Source organism: Burkholderia anthina (assembly GCF_001547525.1).
GTDB lineage: Bacteria > Pseudomonadota > Gammaproteobacteria > Burkholderiales > Burkholderiaceae > Burkholderia > Burkholderia semiarida.
Map to the genome: position 1 here is coordinate 345,535 of NZ_LNJP01000003.1, position 14,794 is coordinate 360,328.

Here is a 14,794-nt window from a genome sequence, read left to right on the forward strand (position 1 = left end):
GACGAGCCGGAACCTGGCCGGCCGCCGCGCGCTTGCGCCGCCTCCGTCGTTCACCACGGCACCGTCCGCCCCAGATAGTCGAGATATTCGAGCCCGGGCCGCGCCCGCTTCGCCAGCAGCACGTCGACGAGGCTCGGCACGCTCTCGTCGATAGTCAGGCGCGCGTCGGGCCCGCCGAGTTCGGTACGGACCCAGCCGGGCGCCATCAGCGCCAGCGCGCGGCGCGTATCGGCCTGACGCGCCGCGAAGCTGCGCATGAACTGGTTCAGCGCGGCCTTGCTGCCGCGATACACCTCGCGCATCCCGCTGACGTTGTTCGCGACGCTGCCCTGCCCCGACGACATCGCGCCGATCAGCCCGTCGTCGGTCACGAGATCCTGCAGCGTCTCGATCGCACGCATCGGCGCCAGCGCATTCGTGATCATCACGCGCACGAATTCGTCGGTCGTCACTTCGCCGATCGTTTCGTTCGGATCGTTGGTCGTGCCCGCGTTCACGAACAGCATGTCGAAGCGCCGGCCCGACAGGCGCTCGCGCAGCGCGGCCAGTTGCGCGGGCTCGCAGATGTCGAGCGTGCCGATCTCGAGCCGGCCGTCGAACCGGTCGGCCAGGTCATGCAGCTTGGTGCGCCCCGATCCTGCGCGCACGGTGCCCGTCACGTTCCAGCCCTTGTTCAGGAATGCCTCCGCCATCGCCAGCCCGAGGCCGCGCGACGCCGCGACGAGGAGGATCGCGGGCGCGTGTCGTCGATTCGATTCAGTCGATTGCATGGTTTTCGCCTTTGCCGTGTTTCGTCATGCGCCCACTATAGGCGCGCGCCACGACAGGCGCCAGACGCATCCAATGCAATCGATAGTTGCATTCAACGCCATGTTGTCGGCACAAAAGCGTATCCTGTCCGTATGGACGACATCGACCTGAACCTCGTCACCGCGCTCGACGTGCTGCTGTCGGAAGCCAGCGTGACCGCCGCCGCGCGCCGGCTGGGCCTGAGCACGTCCGCGATGAGCCGCACGCTCACGCGGCTGCGTATCGCCACCGGCGATCCACTGCTCGTGCGCGCCGGGCGCAGGCTCGTGCCGACGCCGCACGCAGCCGCGCTGCGCGACCGCGTGCATGCGGTCGCGAGCGACGCGCGCGCCGTGCTCCGGCCGGCGACGGCCGACGTCGATCTCGCGACGCTCACGGCCACGTTCACGATCCGGGCCGCCGCGTCGTTCATGGAAATGCTGTCCGGCCCGGTCGTCGCCGCGCTGGCCGACGTCGCGCCGCACGTCCGTATCCGCTTCGTCCCGAAGCTCGACCGCGATCCGCAAGCGCTGCGCGACGGCACGGTCGACCTGGAAATCGGCAAGCGCGGCGACGACGCGCCCGAGCTGCACACGCGCATGCTCTTTCACGACTGGCACGTCGCGGTGGCGCGCGCCGGGCATCCGGTGTTCGCGTCGGCCCGGATCACGCCCGCGCGCTATGCCGCGTGCCGCCACGTCATGGCGGCCCAGCTCGGCGATTTCTCCGGGCCGGCCGACGACACGACCGGCAACGCCGGCCCCGGCCCCGCCGTGCACGTCGTCGTGCCGGGCTACCCCGACGCGATGCGTGTCGCCGCCAGCACCGACCTGATCGCGCTGGTGCCGCGTTCGAGCCTCGGCAATGCGTGCTCGCCGGGGCTCACCGAAGTCCTCGGGCTGCGCAGTTTCGAGATTCCGGTCCGTCTGCCGGCGATCCTCGTGTCCGCGCTGTGGCATCCGCGCATGCACGGCGACCCCGTGCACCGCCGCTTGCGCGATACGGTCATCGCCGTCTGCCAGCGCGCGTATCCGGATTCCCGTCCGCCGCGCACCACGACGCGCGGCAACGGAGCACGCGTCGCGGGCTGACCGTTGGCCACATCCCGCAGCTCGAACCAGCCGGCCGCCGATCGGGCGCCTTTTGCGCGATCCACCGGCTCGTCACCATTGCGGCCCGGCCCGGCGGCGCCGGCAGGCCCTTCGGCTAAAATGCCGCACTTTCCACCTCGTCCGGCCCGCTCGCCATGCAACCCGCCTCCTCCGCCCAATCCGCCTCCCGCGGCGCCGACGCCGCAGAATCGGCCCGCGACCTCGTCTACGGCCCGAACGACCGGCCGGCGCCGATGGTCGCCTTCGTCGCGGCGCTCCAGCACCTGCTGGCGATCATCGTGCCGATCGTCACGCCCGGCCTGCTGATCTGCCAGGCGCTCGGCGTGTCCAGCCGCGATACGACCCTGATCGTGTCGATGTCGCTGGTGATTTCCGGCATCGCCACCTTCGTCCAGTGCAAGCGCTTCGGCCCGCTGGGCGCCGGCCTGCTGATCGTCCAGGGCACCAGCTTCAACTTCGTCGGCCCGCTGATCGCCGGCGGCAGCCTGATGGTCAAGCAGGGCACGCCGGTCGAGACCGTGATGGCCGCGATCTTCGGCGTCGTGATCGCCGGGTCGTTCGTCGAGATGGGCGTGTCGCGCATCCTGCCGTTCGTGAAGCGCCTGATCACGCCGCTCGTCACCGGCATTGTCGTGCTGCTGATCGGCCTCACGCTGATCAAGGTCGGCCTGATCAGCATGGGCGGCGGCTACGGCGCGATGGCCAAGGGCACGTTCGCGAGCGCCGAGAACCTGACGCTGTCGGGCCTCGTGCTCGGCACGATCATCCTGCTGAACCGCGTGCCGGTCGTGTGGGTGCGCAGCACCGCGCTCGTCATCGCGCTCGCGATCGGCTATCTCGCCGCCGCGTTCCTGGGCCGCCTCGACTTCACCGGCATGCATCAGGCCGCGCTGTTCCAGGTGCCGACGCCGCTGCACTTCGGCATCGGCTTCTCGTGGGCGCTGTTCGTGCCGATGCTGATCATCTACCTCGTGACGTCGCTCGAGGCGATCGGCGACGTGACGGCCACCAGCAAGATCTCGAACGAGCCGGTCGAAGGGCCGGTGTGGATGCAGCGGATCAAGGGCGGCGTGCTCGTGAACGGCGCGAACTCTCTGCTGGCCGGCGTGTTCAATACGTTCCCGAGCTCGGTATTCGCGCAGAACAACGGCGTGATCCAGATCACCGGCGTCGCGAGCCGTCACGTCGGCATCTGGATCGCGGGGATGCTGGTGGTGCTCGGCCTGTTCCCGGTCGTTGCCGGCGTGCTGCAAGCCGTGCCCGAGCCCGTGCTCGGCGGTGCGGCGATGGTGATGTTCGGCGCCGTGGCCGCATCGGGCATCAACATCCTCGCGGGCATCCACCTCGACCGTCGCGCGCTGCTGATCATCGCGGTGTCGCTGGCGCTCGGCCTCGGCGTATCGCAGGTGCCGGACATCCTGAACAGCCTGCCGCATGCGCTGAAGAACGTGCTGGAATCGGGCGTGGCGACGGGCGGTATCTGCGCGCTCGTGATGAACTGGTTCCTGCCGGAAAAGAAGTAACCGAACGCACCGTGCGGCGGCGCGGTGCGCGTGGCGGGCCGCCCCGCGCCGACGCGGCGTCCCGCGCGCCCGGCCCCGTCGCGCAGCCGTCGGCCACGCGACGAAGACCGTTCATCCAGCCCGATCGGCGCCGCTTGGCCGAACGATCGACGCTGGTTAGAATGGCGCCATGCCCCGAACGCCAGCGCCCAACACTGCCGCCGAAGCGAGCGCCGTCCCGATCAAGGAGCGCGCGACGGTCGTCTGCTACCGCGGCGAGCACGTCTTGCTCGTCGCGCGTGCGTCGTCGCGCTGGGCGCTGCCCGGCGGCACGATCAAGCGCGGGGAGACGCCGCTCGAAGCCGCGCATCGCGAGTTGCGCGAAGAAACCGGCATGACGGGCCACGATCTCGTGTACGCGATGCAGTTCACCGGGCTCGCGAAAATCCATCACGTGTTCTTCGCGGAAGTCGGCCCGGACCATACGCCGCAAGCGAACAACGAGATCGAGAAATGCAGGTGGTTTCCGATCGAAGGCGTCGAGGCACTGCGCGCGAGCATCCCGACGAAACGCATCGTCGAACTCGTCTACAACCACGAAATCCGCAACGCATAGCACGTCGAAGGCGCGGGCACGCGCGAGCCGCCGGCCCGCCGGAATCGATTTTTTCGCGGATCGATGCGCGAACGCTCAGTGCAAGCGCTTTCTGCGCAATTCGTGCGTGGAATAGACGACGAGGAAGATGCCCAGCATCGCGACGCCGAACGCCATGAAGTCGTTTGCGCTTCCCGAGCCATGCAAGGACTTCGGGAGGATGCCGAGACTCAACCCCGCCACCGCGAGAAGCAATCCTGCCGCCATACCCCACATCGGTCCGGCGGTCTTTTCGATTTTATTTTTCATACAGCACCCGTCTACGGTCAAGACCTGGTCGGTATCGGCAAAAAGCGCCGTATCTACCTTCAGTCATTCCACTATAGCCGGGAAATAATTCCCGTACGTCTAGTGCTTTTCCCGATCAAGTTTGCATGGACGCGGCCGTTGTACGGCGTCGGTGCGCGACGCGGGCGCGGCATGATCCTGCCCGGGAGCGCGAGTATCGATGGACCGCATCGAATTCGGCGCGGCATCCGTGGAGTCGAAGCGTCGCCGCGGTGGCAAGCGCGGCATTTTCGACGGACGCAGACGCGCCGGCGGCGTTCCGTCTCTGCGTCGGCGGGCCGCAGGATCGGGAGGAATGCCGAAACGGCCGCTCGCCGTTCAATCAGTCTTCTCGCGCAAGTCGCAGCAAGACGTCGGCAAGGGCCCGAATTTTCGGTTGTTCCGCACGTTGCGGCGGATAGACGAGGAAGTACGACAGGCCGTCTTCAACCACCTCCTCGAACGGTGTCACCAGCGATCCGGCTCGGAGCCGGTCTCTTGCCATTCGTGGGTCGCCGATTGCAATGCCGTGCCCTTCCGTCGATGCCGCGAGCGTCAATTCGAGGGTATCGAATACGAGCCCGCGTCCCGCATCGATCTGGCGCGCGCCAACGTGATCGAGCCAGCATCGCCACTCCGCATGGCCAGGGTCTGTTTACATATGGAACGCACATGCGAATGCCCGAAATCGCTCGTAGGGCAAGGAGTGAGAAGCGCCGTTTGGCCGCGCCAAACAAGCGACGAGCGACGCCGCCATACGGGCGATTTCGGGCATTCCCCTGACATGATTTTTTTAATTTGGGGTTGCCACGAGAACGGCCGCTCGCCGCGTTGTGCTCCTTGCGAATACGTCAGTATTCGCGGCGTCGCACGCCTCGCGAGCGGCCGTTCTCGTGGCAACGCATGCGCGTTCCATATGTAAACAGACCCTAGGCCCCGGATGGAGCAAATCGACCTGCGCAAGATCGGCAACGGATCGCAGCGATGTTGCCAATGCGGGCGCGCACATCGGCGTGAGCCTCTCGGGAAATAGCGCTACCGCCTCCATGCCGGTCCATTGCCCCGTGCCGCGCACGATGACGACGTCGACGTCGGACGTCGTGAAATCCGGCGTATCGTCCGCGGATGTCGAAATACGCAGCTCCGTCCCGCTCATCGCACGATGAATGTCCGGCAGCCGCGGGAGCAACCAGCGAACGGCGAACGTGGACGGCAACTTCAACGTGAGCACCGCGGTCGCCCGTGCTCGGGAATCCGCGTGCTGGACCAATTGCGTGAGCACGTCGACCGCGACCGTCAGCAGTGCATTTCCTTCCGCGGTCAACGTCAGCCCCGATACATGGCGCACGAACAGTGCGCATCGATAATGCGTTTCCAACTGCTGTATCTGGCGGCTCACCGCGCCTTGCGTACGGCACAGATGATCCGCCGCCTTGCTGACGCTGCCGAGCTGCGCCGCGGCGACGAACGACTGAATCGCCGCCAACGGCGGGAGCGGCCGCGTCAGGTCGGCCAGCGGATATGCATGCGCCGCATACCCGGATTGCAAATTTTTCGATTGTTCGGTCATCGGTGCGTCGTTATCGTGCGTCTACCGGATACCCCGCTCCTACGCATAAAACGGGGGCATCAACGAATGATCGGAGGATAATTTTGGGCTCAACGTCGGCATCACTCTATACGGAACAGGTTCGCACTTACCTTCGCGAGCTGGAGCGAGGCGATGTGGGCGCCATCTGCGCGCTATTCACGCCGGACGCGCGGATTTTTTCGCCGTTTCTCGGCTGGATGCACGCGGAACCCTTCTTTTCGAAGGTCGCTGCCGCATCGGGAGAAAGCAAGATTACACCGATCGATATCTGTGTCAGCACGACAGGCGCTCGACGTGCGACCGGTTACTTCATCTACGACTGGGCCCTGAAAGACGGTTCGGTGGCGCGCTTCGAGTGCGTCGACGTGTTCGAGTTCGACATCGCGGGGCTGATCGAACGGATGATCATCGTCTACGACACCCATCCGATTCGCAGTACGGTCGGCGACAAGTACGCGTGAACGAATCGATGTCGCGCGACACCGAATGCTGCATTTGCGTGGCGCTGCTCCGCCGACGGGCGATGTCGACTCGTCACACGTGGTCTGACGCAGCCGCGCGCGGCTATCCACGCCCGATCGCGGGTGCTGCGAGCAGCGCCTGGGCGGTGCGCGTCGCCATCGGGTCATCGGACTTGTACGCCGCCGCGTACGCATAGGTACGCCACGACGCATCGCCAAGCGCGTAAAGACATACCGCCGCGAGCGCCATGCCACGCGACGACAGCGTGCCGTCGCGCTCCACCCGGCGCAATTCGGTCAGCGCCTCGCCCCAGGCGCGTGCACGCACATGCCACCAGGCCAGCACCTCGCGCATTTCGCCGTTCCCGGGACGCAGCACCGCCATCGCATCGAGCAGGTCCTGAACGTCCGAAAACGTATCCAGCGCCGCACCGGCCCACAGCACGTGCATCATCCCCGTGACGATCGCGTTGTCGCTCAACGCCTCGATCATGTTCTTCTCCAAGCTTTTTCGGCCAATCGCCATCGGCGAACGCATACTTGCGCGCGCTCGCGCATTCACCGCGTTTCACTTGCCGCCCGCGAGCGCCCTCGCCTCGGCCGCGATGCCCACGAGCGACAGTTGATCGCGTACCTGATCGATGAAGATCGCCGCCATCAGCGCGAGCATCAGAATCGTGAGCGCGCCTTTCACGGGCTGCGCCAGCGACGGCAGATCGAGCTTTTGCGACACCTTCCCGGTAAAGCCGAAGCCGATGTCGATCAGCAGCAGCATCAGCATCATCGGCGTGGCCAGTTTCGCCACCGTTTCCATCAGCGAGTCGGTCTTCCCCAGCACGAACGATTCGAGTACGGCCCCCCCGGCCGGCGTGAGGTTCGCAAGCGGCCACCAGGTATACGATTCGTAGATCGCGCCGAGCAGAAACGTCATGCCGCCCAGACACCAGAACGCCGCGATCGCGAACTGGCTCAGGAGCGTGGAAGTCAGCGACGTCTGCTGCCCCTGGCTCGGGTTCTGCATCTGCAGTTGATTGAAACCGGTCAGATCGTCGACGTACGTGCCGACGCTTTCGGCGGCCCAGAACACCGTCGACGCCGCGAAGCCGAGGCCGACGCCGATCAGCGCCTCCTTCAACCCGATGCCCACGAGCATCGTCGCATCGCCCTGCTCGAGCAGGCCGCGTTGCCCGTACGCGATGAAGCTGCCCCACAGCAGCGCCAGCGCGGTGCGCACGCGGCCTTGCACGACGTTGTCGGACGTCGGCGGAAAAATCATCATCAGGACCATCAATCGTTCACTGCAAAGGCCGAGCACGATCAAAAACCTGACCAGCTGATGGCTCGATTCGATCGATGCGAATGTAATCTCGCTCATGTCAGTCACCTGTCGCTCAATGGATGCCGGCTGGCGAGCGCGCTCGCCGCTTCAGAACGCCGGGCCGGGCCGGCGGCTCTCCGATGTTTCCTCGTCCTGCGCGTCCTCGATCGCGAGCTCGATACCCTTGACGAGCGTGTCGCGCCGCTTGCCGTAGATGTCGATGCGGGCACGGTTGCGCAGGATCTCCGTGCGCAGCGCCCCGATCTGCGCCTCCTTCGCCGCCAGCGCCTGCCCGGCCTGCGCCGCCCGGGCCTCGAGCATCGCGTGCTGCTCGGCCGCGTGCGAGCGAAATTCGCGCAGCTTCAGATACTCGTCTGCCCGGAAGGAAACGCCGCCCAGCATCGCGTCGATCTTGCCGTCGTGCGCGACGAGCTCGGCCGCATGCGCGCGCACCGCCGCGCGGCTTTCGTCCAAGGCGTCCATGAGCGGCTGCAGCTCGCCGCGCAAACCGCCGAGCGCCGCATTGAGCTTGCGATCGAGCTGGCGGCGACGCGAGAGCACGCGCTCGAACGCGGCAACGCGGCGGTCCTTCATCGCTCGCCTCCGGCATCAGGACTGCACGATCTCGCCGAGGGCCGCGAGCGTGTCGCTCGGGTCGACGAGCAGATCGGTCGGTTGGCCGAGGAAAGCCCGAATCGCATCGATCTTCGCAATGGCTTCGTCGGCAAGCGCATCGGTGCCGCTCTGATACTCGCCCACCTGCAGCAGCAGTTCGACCTCCTTGTGCTTGGCCATCAGCCGCCGCACGTGCCCCGCCGCCGCCACGTGCTCGCGCGGCACCACCTGCGTCATCACGCGCGAAAGACTGCCGAGCACGTCGATCGCCGGATAGCGGTTCTGTGCCGCGATCTCGCGCGAAAGAATCATGTGGCCGTCGAGAATGCCCCGCACTTCCTCGGCGATCGGGTCGCCGCCCGATTCGTCCTCGGCCAGCACGGTGTAAAGGGCGGTGATCGAGCCGAGCTCCGAACGGCCCGCGCGCTCCAGCAGCCGCGGCAGCTCGGCGAAGATCGACGGCGGAAAGCCGCGCCGCGTCGGCGGCTCGCCCATCGCCAGGCCGATTTCGCGCTGCGCGCGCGCAAAGCGCGTCAGCGAATCCATCATCAGCAGCACCCGCATGCCGCGGTCGCGGAAGTATTCGGCCACCGCCGTTGCCGCATAAGCGGCCTTCGCGCGCTCGATCGACGAGCGGTCCGATGTCGCGCAGACGACGACCGAGCGGGCCATTCCCTCCGGCCCGAGAATGTGCTCGCAGAATTCGCGCACTTCGCGGCCGCGCTCCCCGATCAACGCGATGACGTTGACGTCGCAGCGCGCCCCGCGCGCGAACATGCCCATCAACGTGCTCTTGCCGACGCCGGCCGGCGCGAAGATGCCCATGCGCTGGCCCTCGGCCAGCGTCATCATGCCGTCGACGACGCGCACGCCCGTCGGCATCGGGGTATCGATGACGGGCCGCGACATCGGATCGGGCGGATCGGCGATGACGGGCTGCCACTCGTCGCATTCGAGCGGCCCCTTGCCGTCGATCGGCTCGCCCAGGCTGTCGATCACGCGGCCGAGCAGGCGGGGGCCGATGCGCAGCGAAAGCGGACGCCGGAGTCCCACCACGCGTGTCGCCCGGGACACGCTGCCGAGCCGGCCGAACGGCGAGAGCAGCGCGACGTCGCGCGAGAAGCCGACCACCTCGGCACGCTGCAGCAACGCGCCTTCGGGCGAACGCAGCTCGCATAGCTCGCCGAGCGTCGCGTCGAGCCCCGATACGCGTACGAGCGTGCCGATCACTTCCTGCACCTTGCCGCACGCCGCGGGTTGCGCGCGGGCGCGCAGTTCGCGCTCCATCGCCTCCATCAGCGCCGAGAAGCCGCGTACGGCCCGCGGCTGCGCGATGTGCGCCCCGCTCGCTTCGCCGGTTCCGATACTGTCCGCGCTGTCGATCATGGCGCTCCCTTCCTTGTCATGTGTTCTTCCACGTGCCGCGCGAAGGCCGATTCAGACGGACATCGCGTCGGCGTCGGCATGCGCGGCATCGGTCCAACCCTCGTCGTGCAGGTCCCCCGCCGTTTGCAGGGCCGCGGCATCGTCCTGCCAACCTTCTTCGTCGCCGAGGTTGCCGTCGCCGCCATCGCCGCCGTCGCCGCCGTCGTCCGCGCGCGCATCCGGGTCCGCCAGGTCCTCGCCGGCGCCGACGGCGTACTCGCCGATCGGCACCTCGGCGTTGCCCGCGAAACCGGCCTGCGCGTCGACCGCTTGTGCGTCATCCCCGGGCCGCGCGTTCGGCGCCTCGCGCGATGGCTCCTCCGCCACGCTTCGCACCGCGCGCGCCAGGGCGTCGCGCATCGCCGCCAGGTGCAACGACAGGCTCGCGTCGATCGCGCCCAGGTCGGTTTCGGCGACGCATGCGCCGGGCGCCAGCGTCGCGTCGGCCGCCACGCACAGCCGCACGGCGCGCCCGGCCTCGCGCCATGCCGCGGCCGCTTCGTCGAAGGCCGCGCTCGCCGCGGCCAGATCCGACGGATGAACACGCAGATGAACGGGGCTGCCGTCGGCGACGATCCGCTCGACCGTCGCGGCCGCGCGCGCGAAAAGCGCCTTGGGACCCACCGACGCAACGATCTGCTCGACCGCCAGCGCAACCAGTTCGGCCAGCCGGTCCTGCTGCCCGGGCGCGAGCCGGCAGGCTTCGGCGTGCGCGGCCGCCGCGCGTTCGTGCCAATCGGTCAGCCCCCGCCGCAAACCGTCGTCGTAGCCCCGCTCGGCCGCTTGCGCGAACTCGCGCATCGCACGCTCGACGAGCTCGTCCGCGCGCGCGTGGGCTTCGTCGAGCAGCACGCGGGCCTGGGCGCGCGCCGCGTCCAGCGCCTCGTCGCATTGCCGGCGCATCTCGGCGTACGCCGCATCGATCTCGACGATCGCCGCGAGGCGTTCATGACGCAGGACGTCGCCTTCGACGCCCACGCCGAGGTCCGTGCCTTCGGCCTGCGGATTACGTAACCAGATCACCATGACCACTCCGGAAACAAGTCGGGCAGTTGCGAAACAATCGAAAGGCTCGGGCTCGAGCCTTCCGAAGACGGTAGTGACGGCGGCAACGAAGGAGACGGCAACGTCCCCTCCTCGTCGCGCGCCGGCATGGCCCACCGCATGATCGCGAGCGGGCCGCCCGGCGCCCATTGGCAGTCGCGCTCGAAAAGCCGAAAGCCGAGCCACGCGAGGACGTCGCCATCGGCCGCGTCGAGCGGCACTGGCATGACCGATGCCGCGTGGTGCGCGCGCGCGGCAAGCGAGCGCGCATCGCCCGCAAGCTCGCGCCCGCGCGCGAAGAGCAGATTGACGCCGCGCGCCCCGATCCAGCCCGTCAACTTCTCGCGACGCGGCCGGTCGATCCAGGTGCGCAATGGCTCCGCCTGCTCCACGAGCGCGCGCAGGCGGAACACGGTCAGACAATCGTGCGCCGGCAGCAAGGCAAGCGCCGTTTCCGGCGCGTCGAATGCGGCAAGCGGCGGCACGGGCATGCCCCATTCGACGAGCAGCGCATCGGCAAGCGCCTCCGCCTGCGCGGGGCTGCATGCGCCGAGCCGGTCCGCACAGGGCACGCGTGCAAGGCGCGCCGGATGCATCCAGTCGAACAGCGTACGCCGGCGCCGATGGTAGGCGGCCAGCCTCGCCGCCACGGCCGCCGGCGTCTCGCCGTTCGGCGCGGCAACGCTGTCGGCGGCTGCGTCGTCTGCATCGGCTGCGTCGTATGCGCTCATCGTGTGCTCCCCCTGCTTGCCCTGCCGGCCATGCGATCGTTCGGATCGAAGCTCATGCCGGCGCTTTCGCCGCGCGCCCCGCCCGGCGCGCGAGCAGGCCCGCCAGTCCGCCGCCGCCCTTGAGCAGGTTGCCGCGCAAGAGCGCGAAGCCGCCGGCGATCATCAACAGCAGCACGCCGAGCGCGCCGCCCGCATAGACGATCCAGCCGTCCTGGCGGCGCGGGCGGGCCGGCGGATCGAGCGCATCGGCCGGCACGCTCGTCACGCTGACCTGATCGTAGGTCAGCCCTTCAATGCTGTGCACGACCAGGTTCTTGATCGCCGGCGTCAGCCGCTCGAGATTCGCGTCCGGCCGGTACTTGATGAAGACCGATGCGGACGACGGCTTGACCGACTGTGCGAGCGGATCGTTGTTCGGCAGCACGATCTGCACGCGCGCCACGACCACGCCGTCGATCTTCGACAACGTGTCGTCGAGCTCCTGCGACAAACCGTAAATGAAGCGCACGCGCTCCTCGGTCGGCGTGGAAACGAGCCCGTCCTTCTTGAACAGCGCGCCGAGGTCGTCGAATTTCTTGCGCGGCAGGCCGCGCGCGCGCAGCACTTCCACGGCATGCACGATCTGCTTTTCGTCGACGCCGACCGACCAGGTCTTGCCGCCATCGGGCGTGCTCTTTTGCGCGTCGACGCCGGACATCAGCAGCGCCGCCACCATTTCGTTGCAGTCGCTTTCGGTCAGTTGCCCGTAGAGCTCCTGCTTGCAGGCCGCAAGCGACAGCACGAGCGCCGCCACCGCGACGAGCCGCCATGCGGAGGGCGGCCTCGAAGGCACGAGGTTCGGTTTCATTTCACTGGTTCTTCATGAGCGTCTGCATGGCGTCCTTCGACGATTGCACGGTTGCCATCTTCACCTGCAGATCGGCGTTCAGGCTTGCGATCTCGAGCTGGATGGTCATGTCGGCGGCGGCAAGGCGCTCCATCGACAGCGCGCTCATGTGCTGAGTCATATAGAGCACGTCGTTCGGCACTTGCCGGTAATAGTCCGCCTGCTCCTCGACCGCTTTCGTCACGAGGTCCGCGCGCTCGGTCGGGTGGAGGGCCGCCGCATGCTGGCGCCCCGAAGCCATCATCGCCTGGAACTTGTCGACGAGCGGCTGCGATACCGCGTCCGCGGTCGGCGCCGCGGGCGTCGTGCCGGTGACGCGGGCCAGTTCGTACTGGAGTTGCGATGCAGTCGTGATGCTCATTTCGTTTCTCCTGGTAGGGGCAACAGGCTCAGACACGCATGTACTGCATCGTCAGCAGCATGTCGCTGGATGAGGACGACGGCGTCGCGACCGCTTCGCCGTCTTCGGCATGCGCTCCGTTCTCGAACGCGAGCGCGGAATCCGGTGCAACGAAGCGGCCCGTGCGCTTCGCGGTCGCGACCGCCTGCTTCAGCTCCTCGCTCGCAAGCAGAACCTTCGCGAGCCGTTCAACCTCTTCGTTGCCGCCTTCCTCCAGGAGGCGCCGGGCCTCCTCCTGCCAACCGAACTCCTGGCGGGCCTTCAGGCACTGCAGCAACATTCCCTTGCTGGCCGGCACGCAGACCGAGCGCTCGACCAGATTGCGAAAGAGCCGTTCGGCCTCGCTCCATTCCTCGCGCACCATATGCAGCCAGCCGTCGAAAAACGCGAATTCGGCGGAATCCGGGCGCAGCAGATGCAGCACTTCGACGAGGTGCTCGAGATCGTCGATATCGACTTGCTCCGGCGTGCCTGCGCGGGCCAATGCCACCCTGACCAGGTCGACGACCGCGCCGACGACTCCCGATGGGCACTGCGGCCGATCCTTCAGAACGTCCATCCTTTCCCCCAAGGAAATCAGATTCGATCCGATGGGCCGCACCCGATGAGGCGTGGCCTTCCGTTGACGCTAAGTTACGCAACACGATGGGTGCGCCACGTGCCGCGCACGAAGTCGCACAACGAATTGCGAAGCGCCGCGTGCGATGGGCGGCGGCGCGTGCCGCGTTCGCGGACGTCTTCGCGCGTGCCCGCCGCCGCGCGGGTCGCGTGGCTCACGTGGCCCGCGCCCGAACGACGCGCCGCCGCGCCGCCTTGCTTCGCAGCCCTCGTCCTTGCTTCGCATCGCCATCGCGCCGGATACAGCGGCGCCGCTAACGTTGCATCGGGGCGCCCCATCCCGGGTGCGTGCCAGCGACAAGCGAAGGACCGCGGTCATGAGCGACGAAAAAACCGAAGAGCCCACAGACAAGAAACTGGACAAAGTCCGCGAGGAAGGCCAGGTCGCGAAGAGTTCCGACCTCGTCGAAGTCGCGTCGCTCGGCTCGATCGTGCTCGTGCTGACGGCGGGCCAGCACTATCTGGCCGATACGCTGCGCGCGATCGTCAAGGAGGCGATCGATTTCACTCACGGCGAGCGCGAGTTGCAGGACCTCTGGACCGTCCTCGTTCATGTCGGCCTGCAGGCGCTCGGCCTGCTGTGCGGGATCGCGGCCGTCGCGCTCGTCGCCGCCATCATCGCGCTCGCCCCGCAGACGGGGCTCAAGTTTTCGCTGAAAGCCGTCATGCCGAAGCTTGCGTCGGTCAGCCCCGGGTCCGGCTTTCAGCGCATCTTCTCGATGAACTCCGCCATCGACCTCGCGAAGATGGTCGGCAAGGCCGCGATTCTCGTCGCCGTCATGTGGCAGACGATCAAAAGCGCGATGCCCGTGGTGGCAAGCGCGCTCGATCACTCGGTACCGCAGTTGATCGGCGTGCTGTGGTCCGTGCTCATGCACGTGGTCACGGTCGCGCTCGGCGTGTTCGTCGTCATCGGCGCGTTCGACTACAAGCTGCAGAAGTGGCTCTTCATCCGCAAGAACCGGATGTCGAAGGACGAGGTGAAGCGCGAACACAAGGAGAGCGAAGGCAACCCCGAACTCAAGGGCGAGCGCAAGCGCATGGCCAGGGAGATGTCGCAGGAAGGCCCGAAAGGCGGCGTCGCGCGCGCGAACGTCGTCGTGGTCAACCCGGTTCACTACGCGGTCGCGCTGCGCTACGACCCGGCGGAGTTTCCGCTGCCCGTCGTCCTCGCCAAGGGCCTCGACGAGCAGGCGCTGCGGCTGCGCCAGCAGGCGATGCACGCGCGCGTGCCCATCGTCGCGAACCCGCCCGTCGCGCGCATGCTGCACAAGGTGCCGCTCAATCAGCCGATTCCCGAAGAACTGTTCGAAGTCGTCGCCGCGATTCTTCGCTGGGTGGACGGCCTCGCGCCTCAAACCGCCACCACGGAGTAGTGGA

16 protein-coding genes and 2 pseudogenes are annotated in these 14,794 nt (G+C 67.5%); 5 read left to right on the forward strand and 13 right to left on the reverse strand.

The features are described from left to right. Positions 1 to 50: 50 nt before the first annotated feature. Positions 51 to 770, reverse strand: coding sequence for an SDR family oxidoreductase (locus WS64_RS21880; RefSeq protein WP_060967694.1), 720 nt, complete (start codon positions 768 to 770; stop codon positions 51 to 53). Between the two features lie 132 nt (positions 771 to 902). On the opposite strand from WS64_RS21880, the gene WS64_RS21885 reads away from it, so the two are divergent. The 3 genes from WS64_RS21885 (at position 903) to WS64_RS21895 (ending at position 4,019) form a co-directional block, all read left to right on the forward strand. Further along, entirely contained in the window at positions 903 to 1,880 is a 978-nt protein-coding gene (locus WS64_RS21885; RefSeq protein ID WP_060967695.1) for a LysR family transcriptional regulator, read from the forward strand. A gap of 155 nt (positions 1,881 to 2,035) precedes the next feature. Then, complete coding sequence (locus tag WS64_RS21890) at positions 2,036 to 3,424, forward strand: nucleobase:cation symporter-2 family protein (protein WP_059639225.1); 1,389 nt, start codon at positions 2,036 to 2,038, stop codon at positions 3,422 to 3,424. A gap of 169 nt (positions 3,425 to 3,593) precedes the next feature. Further along, positions 3,594 to 4,019 carry an NUDIX hydrolase gene (locus tag WS64_RS21895; RefSeq protein WP_060967696.1) on the forward strand — a complete coding sequence of 142 codons (426 nt, stop codon included), beginning with the start codon at positions 3,594 to 3,596 and terminating at the stop codon, positions 4,017 to 4,019. A 75-nt stretch (positions 4,020 to 4,094) separates the two neighbouring features. Here the strand turns inward: WS64_RS21895 and WS64_RS21900 are convergent, their stop codons facing one another. From WS64_RS21900 to WS64_RS21905, 3 genes and pseudogenes are all read right to left on the reverse strand, one after another. Then, the gene (locus tag WS64_RS21900) at positions 4,095 to 4,307 is read right to left on the reverse strand and encodes a hypothetical protein (protein ID WP_059583102.1); all 213 of its coding nucleotides are present in this window, start codon (positions 4,305 to 4,307) and stop codon (positions 4,095 to 4,097) included. 361 nt (positions 4,308 to 4,668) lie between these two features. Then, positions 4,669 to 4,974, reverse strand: a pseudogene (locus WS64_RS33260) (LysR substrate-binding domain-containing protein); the annotation flags it as partial. Positions 4,975 to 5,169: 195 nt separating this feature from the next. Continuing rightward, a pseudogene (locus tag WS64_RS21905) lies at positions 5,170 to 5,895 on the reverse strand (LysR family transcriptional regulator); the annotation flags it as partial. A gap of 83 nt (positions 5,896 to 5,978) precedes the next feature. On the opposite strand from WS64_RS21905, the gene WS64_RS21910 reads away from it, so the two are divergent. Then, positions 5,979 to 6,377 (forward strand): nuclear transport factor 2 family protein, encoded by a 399-nt coding sequence (locus WS64_RS21910; RefSeq protein WP_059639222.1) that lies wholly within the window; start codon positions 5,979 to 5,981, stop codon positions 6,375 to 6,377. A 103-nt stretch (positions 6,378 to 6,480) separates the two neighbouring features. Here the strand turns inward: WS64_RS21910 and WS64_RS21915 are convergent, their stop codons facing one another. The 9 genes from WS64_RS21915 to WS64_RS21955 form a co-directional block, all read right to left on the reverse strand. Further along, positions 6,481 to 6,882: an HrpB1 family type III secretion system apparatus protein gene (locus WS64_RS21915; protein ID WP_244166626.1), complete on the reverse strand. Its 402-nt coding sequence runs from the start codon at positions 6,880 to 6,882 to the stop codon at positions 6,481 to 6,483. 63 nt (positions 6,883 to 6,945) lie between these two features. Beyond that, positions 6,946 to 7,752 carry a type III secretion system export apparatus subunit SctT gene (sctT, locus tag WS64_RS21920; RefSeq protein WP_059582601.1) on the reverse strand — a complete coding sequence of 269 codons (807 nt, stop codon included), beginning with the start codon at positions 7,750 to 7,752 and terminating at the stop codon, positions 6,946 to 6,948. A gap of 51 nt (positions 7,753 to 7,803) precedes the next feature. Continuing rightward, positions 7,804 to 8,289, reverse strand: coding sequence for a type III secretion system protein (locus WS64_RS21925; RefSeq protein WP_059639221.1), 486 nt, complete (start codon positions 8,287 to 8,289; stop codon positions 7,804 to 7,806). 15 nt (positions 8,290 to 8,304) lie between these two features. Next, positions 8,305 to 9,696, reverse strand: a complete 1,392-nt coding sequence (sctN, locus tag WS64_RS21930) for a type III secretion system ATPase SctN (protein WP_060967697.1) — start codon at positions 9,694 to 9,696, stop codon at positions 8,305 to 8,307. A 51-nt stretch (positions 9,697 to 9,747) separates the two neighbouring features. Further along, on the reverse strand, positions 9,748 to 10,761 hold the full coding sequence (gene sctL / locus WS64_RS21935) for a type III secretion system stator protein SctL (RefSeq protein WP_060967698.1): 1,014 nt from the start codon (positions 10,759 to 10,761) through the stop codon (positions 9,748 to 9,750). Beyond that, positions 10,755 to 11,429 carry a type III secretion protein HrpB4 gene (locus WS64_RS21940; RefSeq protein ID WP_244166627.1) on the reverse strand — a complete coding sequence of 225 codons (675 nt, stop codon included), beginning with the start codon at positions 11,427 to 11,429 and terminating at the stop codon, positions 10,755 to 10,757. The genes sctL and WS64_RS21940 overlap by 7 nt, the downstream gene beginning before the upstream one ends. A gap of 133 nt (positions 11,430 to 11,562) precedes the next feature. Next, positions 11,563 to 12,357 carry a type III secretion system inner membrane ring lipoprotein SctJ gene (sctJ, locus tag WS64_RS21945; protein WP_060967700.1) on the reverse strand — a complete coding sequence of 265 codons (795 nt, stop codon included), beginning with the start codon at positions 12,355 to 12,357 and terminating at the stop codon, positions 11,563 to 11,565. Between the two features lies 1 nt (position 12,358). Continuing rightward, positions 12,359 to 12,757 carry a serine kinase gene (locus WS64_RS21950; protein WP_059582617.1) on the reverse strand — a complete coding sequence of 133 codons (399 nt, stop codon included), beginning with the start codon at positions 12,755 to 12,757 and terminating at the stop codon, positions 12,359 to 12,361. Between the two features lie 28 nt (positions 12,758 to 12,785). Next, entirely contained in the window at positions 12,786 to 13,355 is a 570-nt protein-coding gene (locus WS64_RS21955; protein WP_059582619.1) for an HrpB1 family type III secretion system apparatus protein, read from the reverse strand. Positions 13,356 to 13,731: 376 nt separating this feature from the next. Here WS64_RS21955 and sctU point away from each other — a divergent pair, with 376 nt between their 5' ends. Continuing rightward, positions 13,732 to 14,790: a type III secretion system export apparatus subunit SctU gene (gene sctU / locus WS64_RS21965; protein WP_060967702.1), complete on the forward strand. Its 1,059-nt coding sequence runs from the start codon at positions 13,732 to 13,734 to the stop codon at positions 14,788 to 14,790. Positions 14,791 to 14,794: the final 4 nt, after the last annotated feature.

What these genes read in the sequence shown, in the direction of transcription:
- WS64_RS21880 (WP_060967694.1), bottom strand. Translation starts at nt 770, where the DNA reads ATGCAATCGACTGAATCGAATCGACGACACGCGCCCGCGATCCTCCTC.
- WS64_RS21885 (WP_060967695.1), top strand. Translation starts at nt 903, where the DNA reads ATGGACGACATCGACCTGAACCTCGTCACCGCGCTCGACGTGCTGCTG.
- WS64_RS21890 (WP_059639225.1), top strand. Translation starts at nt 2,036, where the DNA reads ATGCAACCCGCCTCCTCCGCCCAATCCGCCTCCCGCGGCGCCGACGCC.
- WS64_RS21895 (WP_060967696.1), top strand. Translation starts at nt 3,594, where the DNA reads ATGCCCCGAACGCCAGCGCCCAACACTGCCGCCGAAGCGAGCGCCGTC.
- WS64_RS21900 (WP_059583102.1), bottom strand. Translation starts at nt 4,307, where the DNA reads ATGAAAAATAAAATCGAAAAGACCGCCGGACCGATGTGGGGTATGGCG.
- sctT (WP_059582601.1), bottom strand. Translation starts at nt 7,752, where the DNA reads ATGAGCGAGATTACATTCGCATCGATCGAATCGAGCCATCAGCTGGTC.
- WS64_RS21925 (WP_059639221.1), bottom strand. Translation starts at nt 8,289, where the DNA reads ATGAAGGACCGCCGCGTTGCCGCGTTCGAGCGCGTGCTCTCGCGTCGC.
- sctN (WP_060967697.1), bottom strand. Translation starts at nt 9,696, where the DNA reads ATGATCGACAGCGCGGACAGTATCGGAACCGGCGAAGCGAGCGGGGCG.
- sctL (WP_060967698.1), bottom strand. Translation starts at nt 10,761, where the DNA reads ATGGTGATCTGGTTACGTAATCCGCAGGCCGAAGGCACGGACCTCGGC.
- sctJ (WP_060967700.1), bottom strand. Translation starts at nt 12,357, where the DNA reads ATGAAACCGAACCTCGTGCCTTCGAGGCCGCCCTCCGCATGGCGGCTC.
- WS64_RS21950 (WP_059582617.1), bottom strand. Translation starts at nt 12,757, where the DNA reads ATGAGCATCACGACTGCATCGCAACTCCAGTACGAACTGGCCCGCGTC.
- WS64_RS21955 (WP_059582619.1), bottom strand. Translation starts at nt 13,355, where the DNA reads ATGGACGTTCTGAAGGATCGGCCGCAGTGCCCATCGGGAGTCGTCGGC.
- sctU (WP_060967702.1), top strand. Translation starts at nt 13,732, where the DNA reads ATGAGCGACGAAAAAACCGAAGAGCCCACAGACAAGAAACTGGACAAA.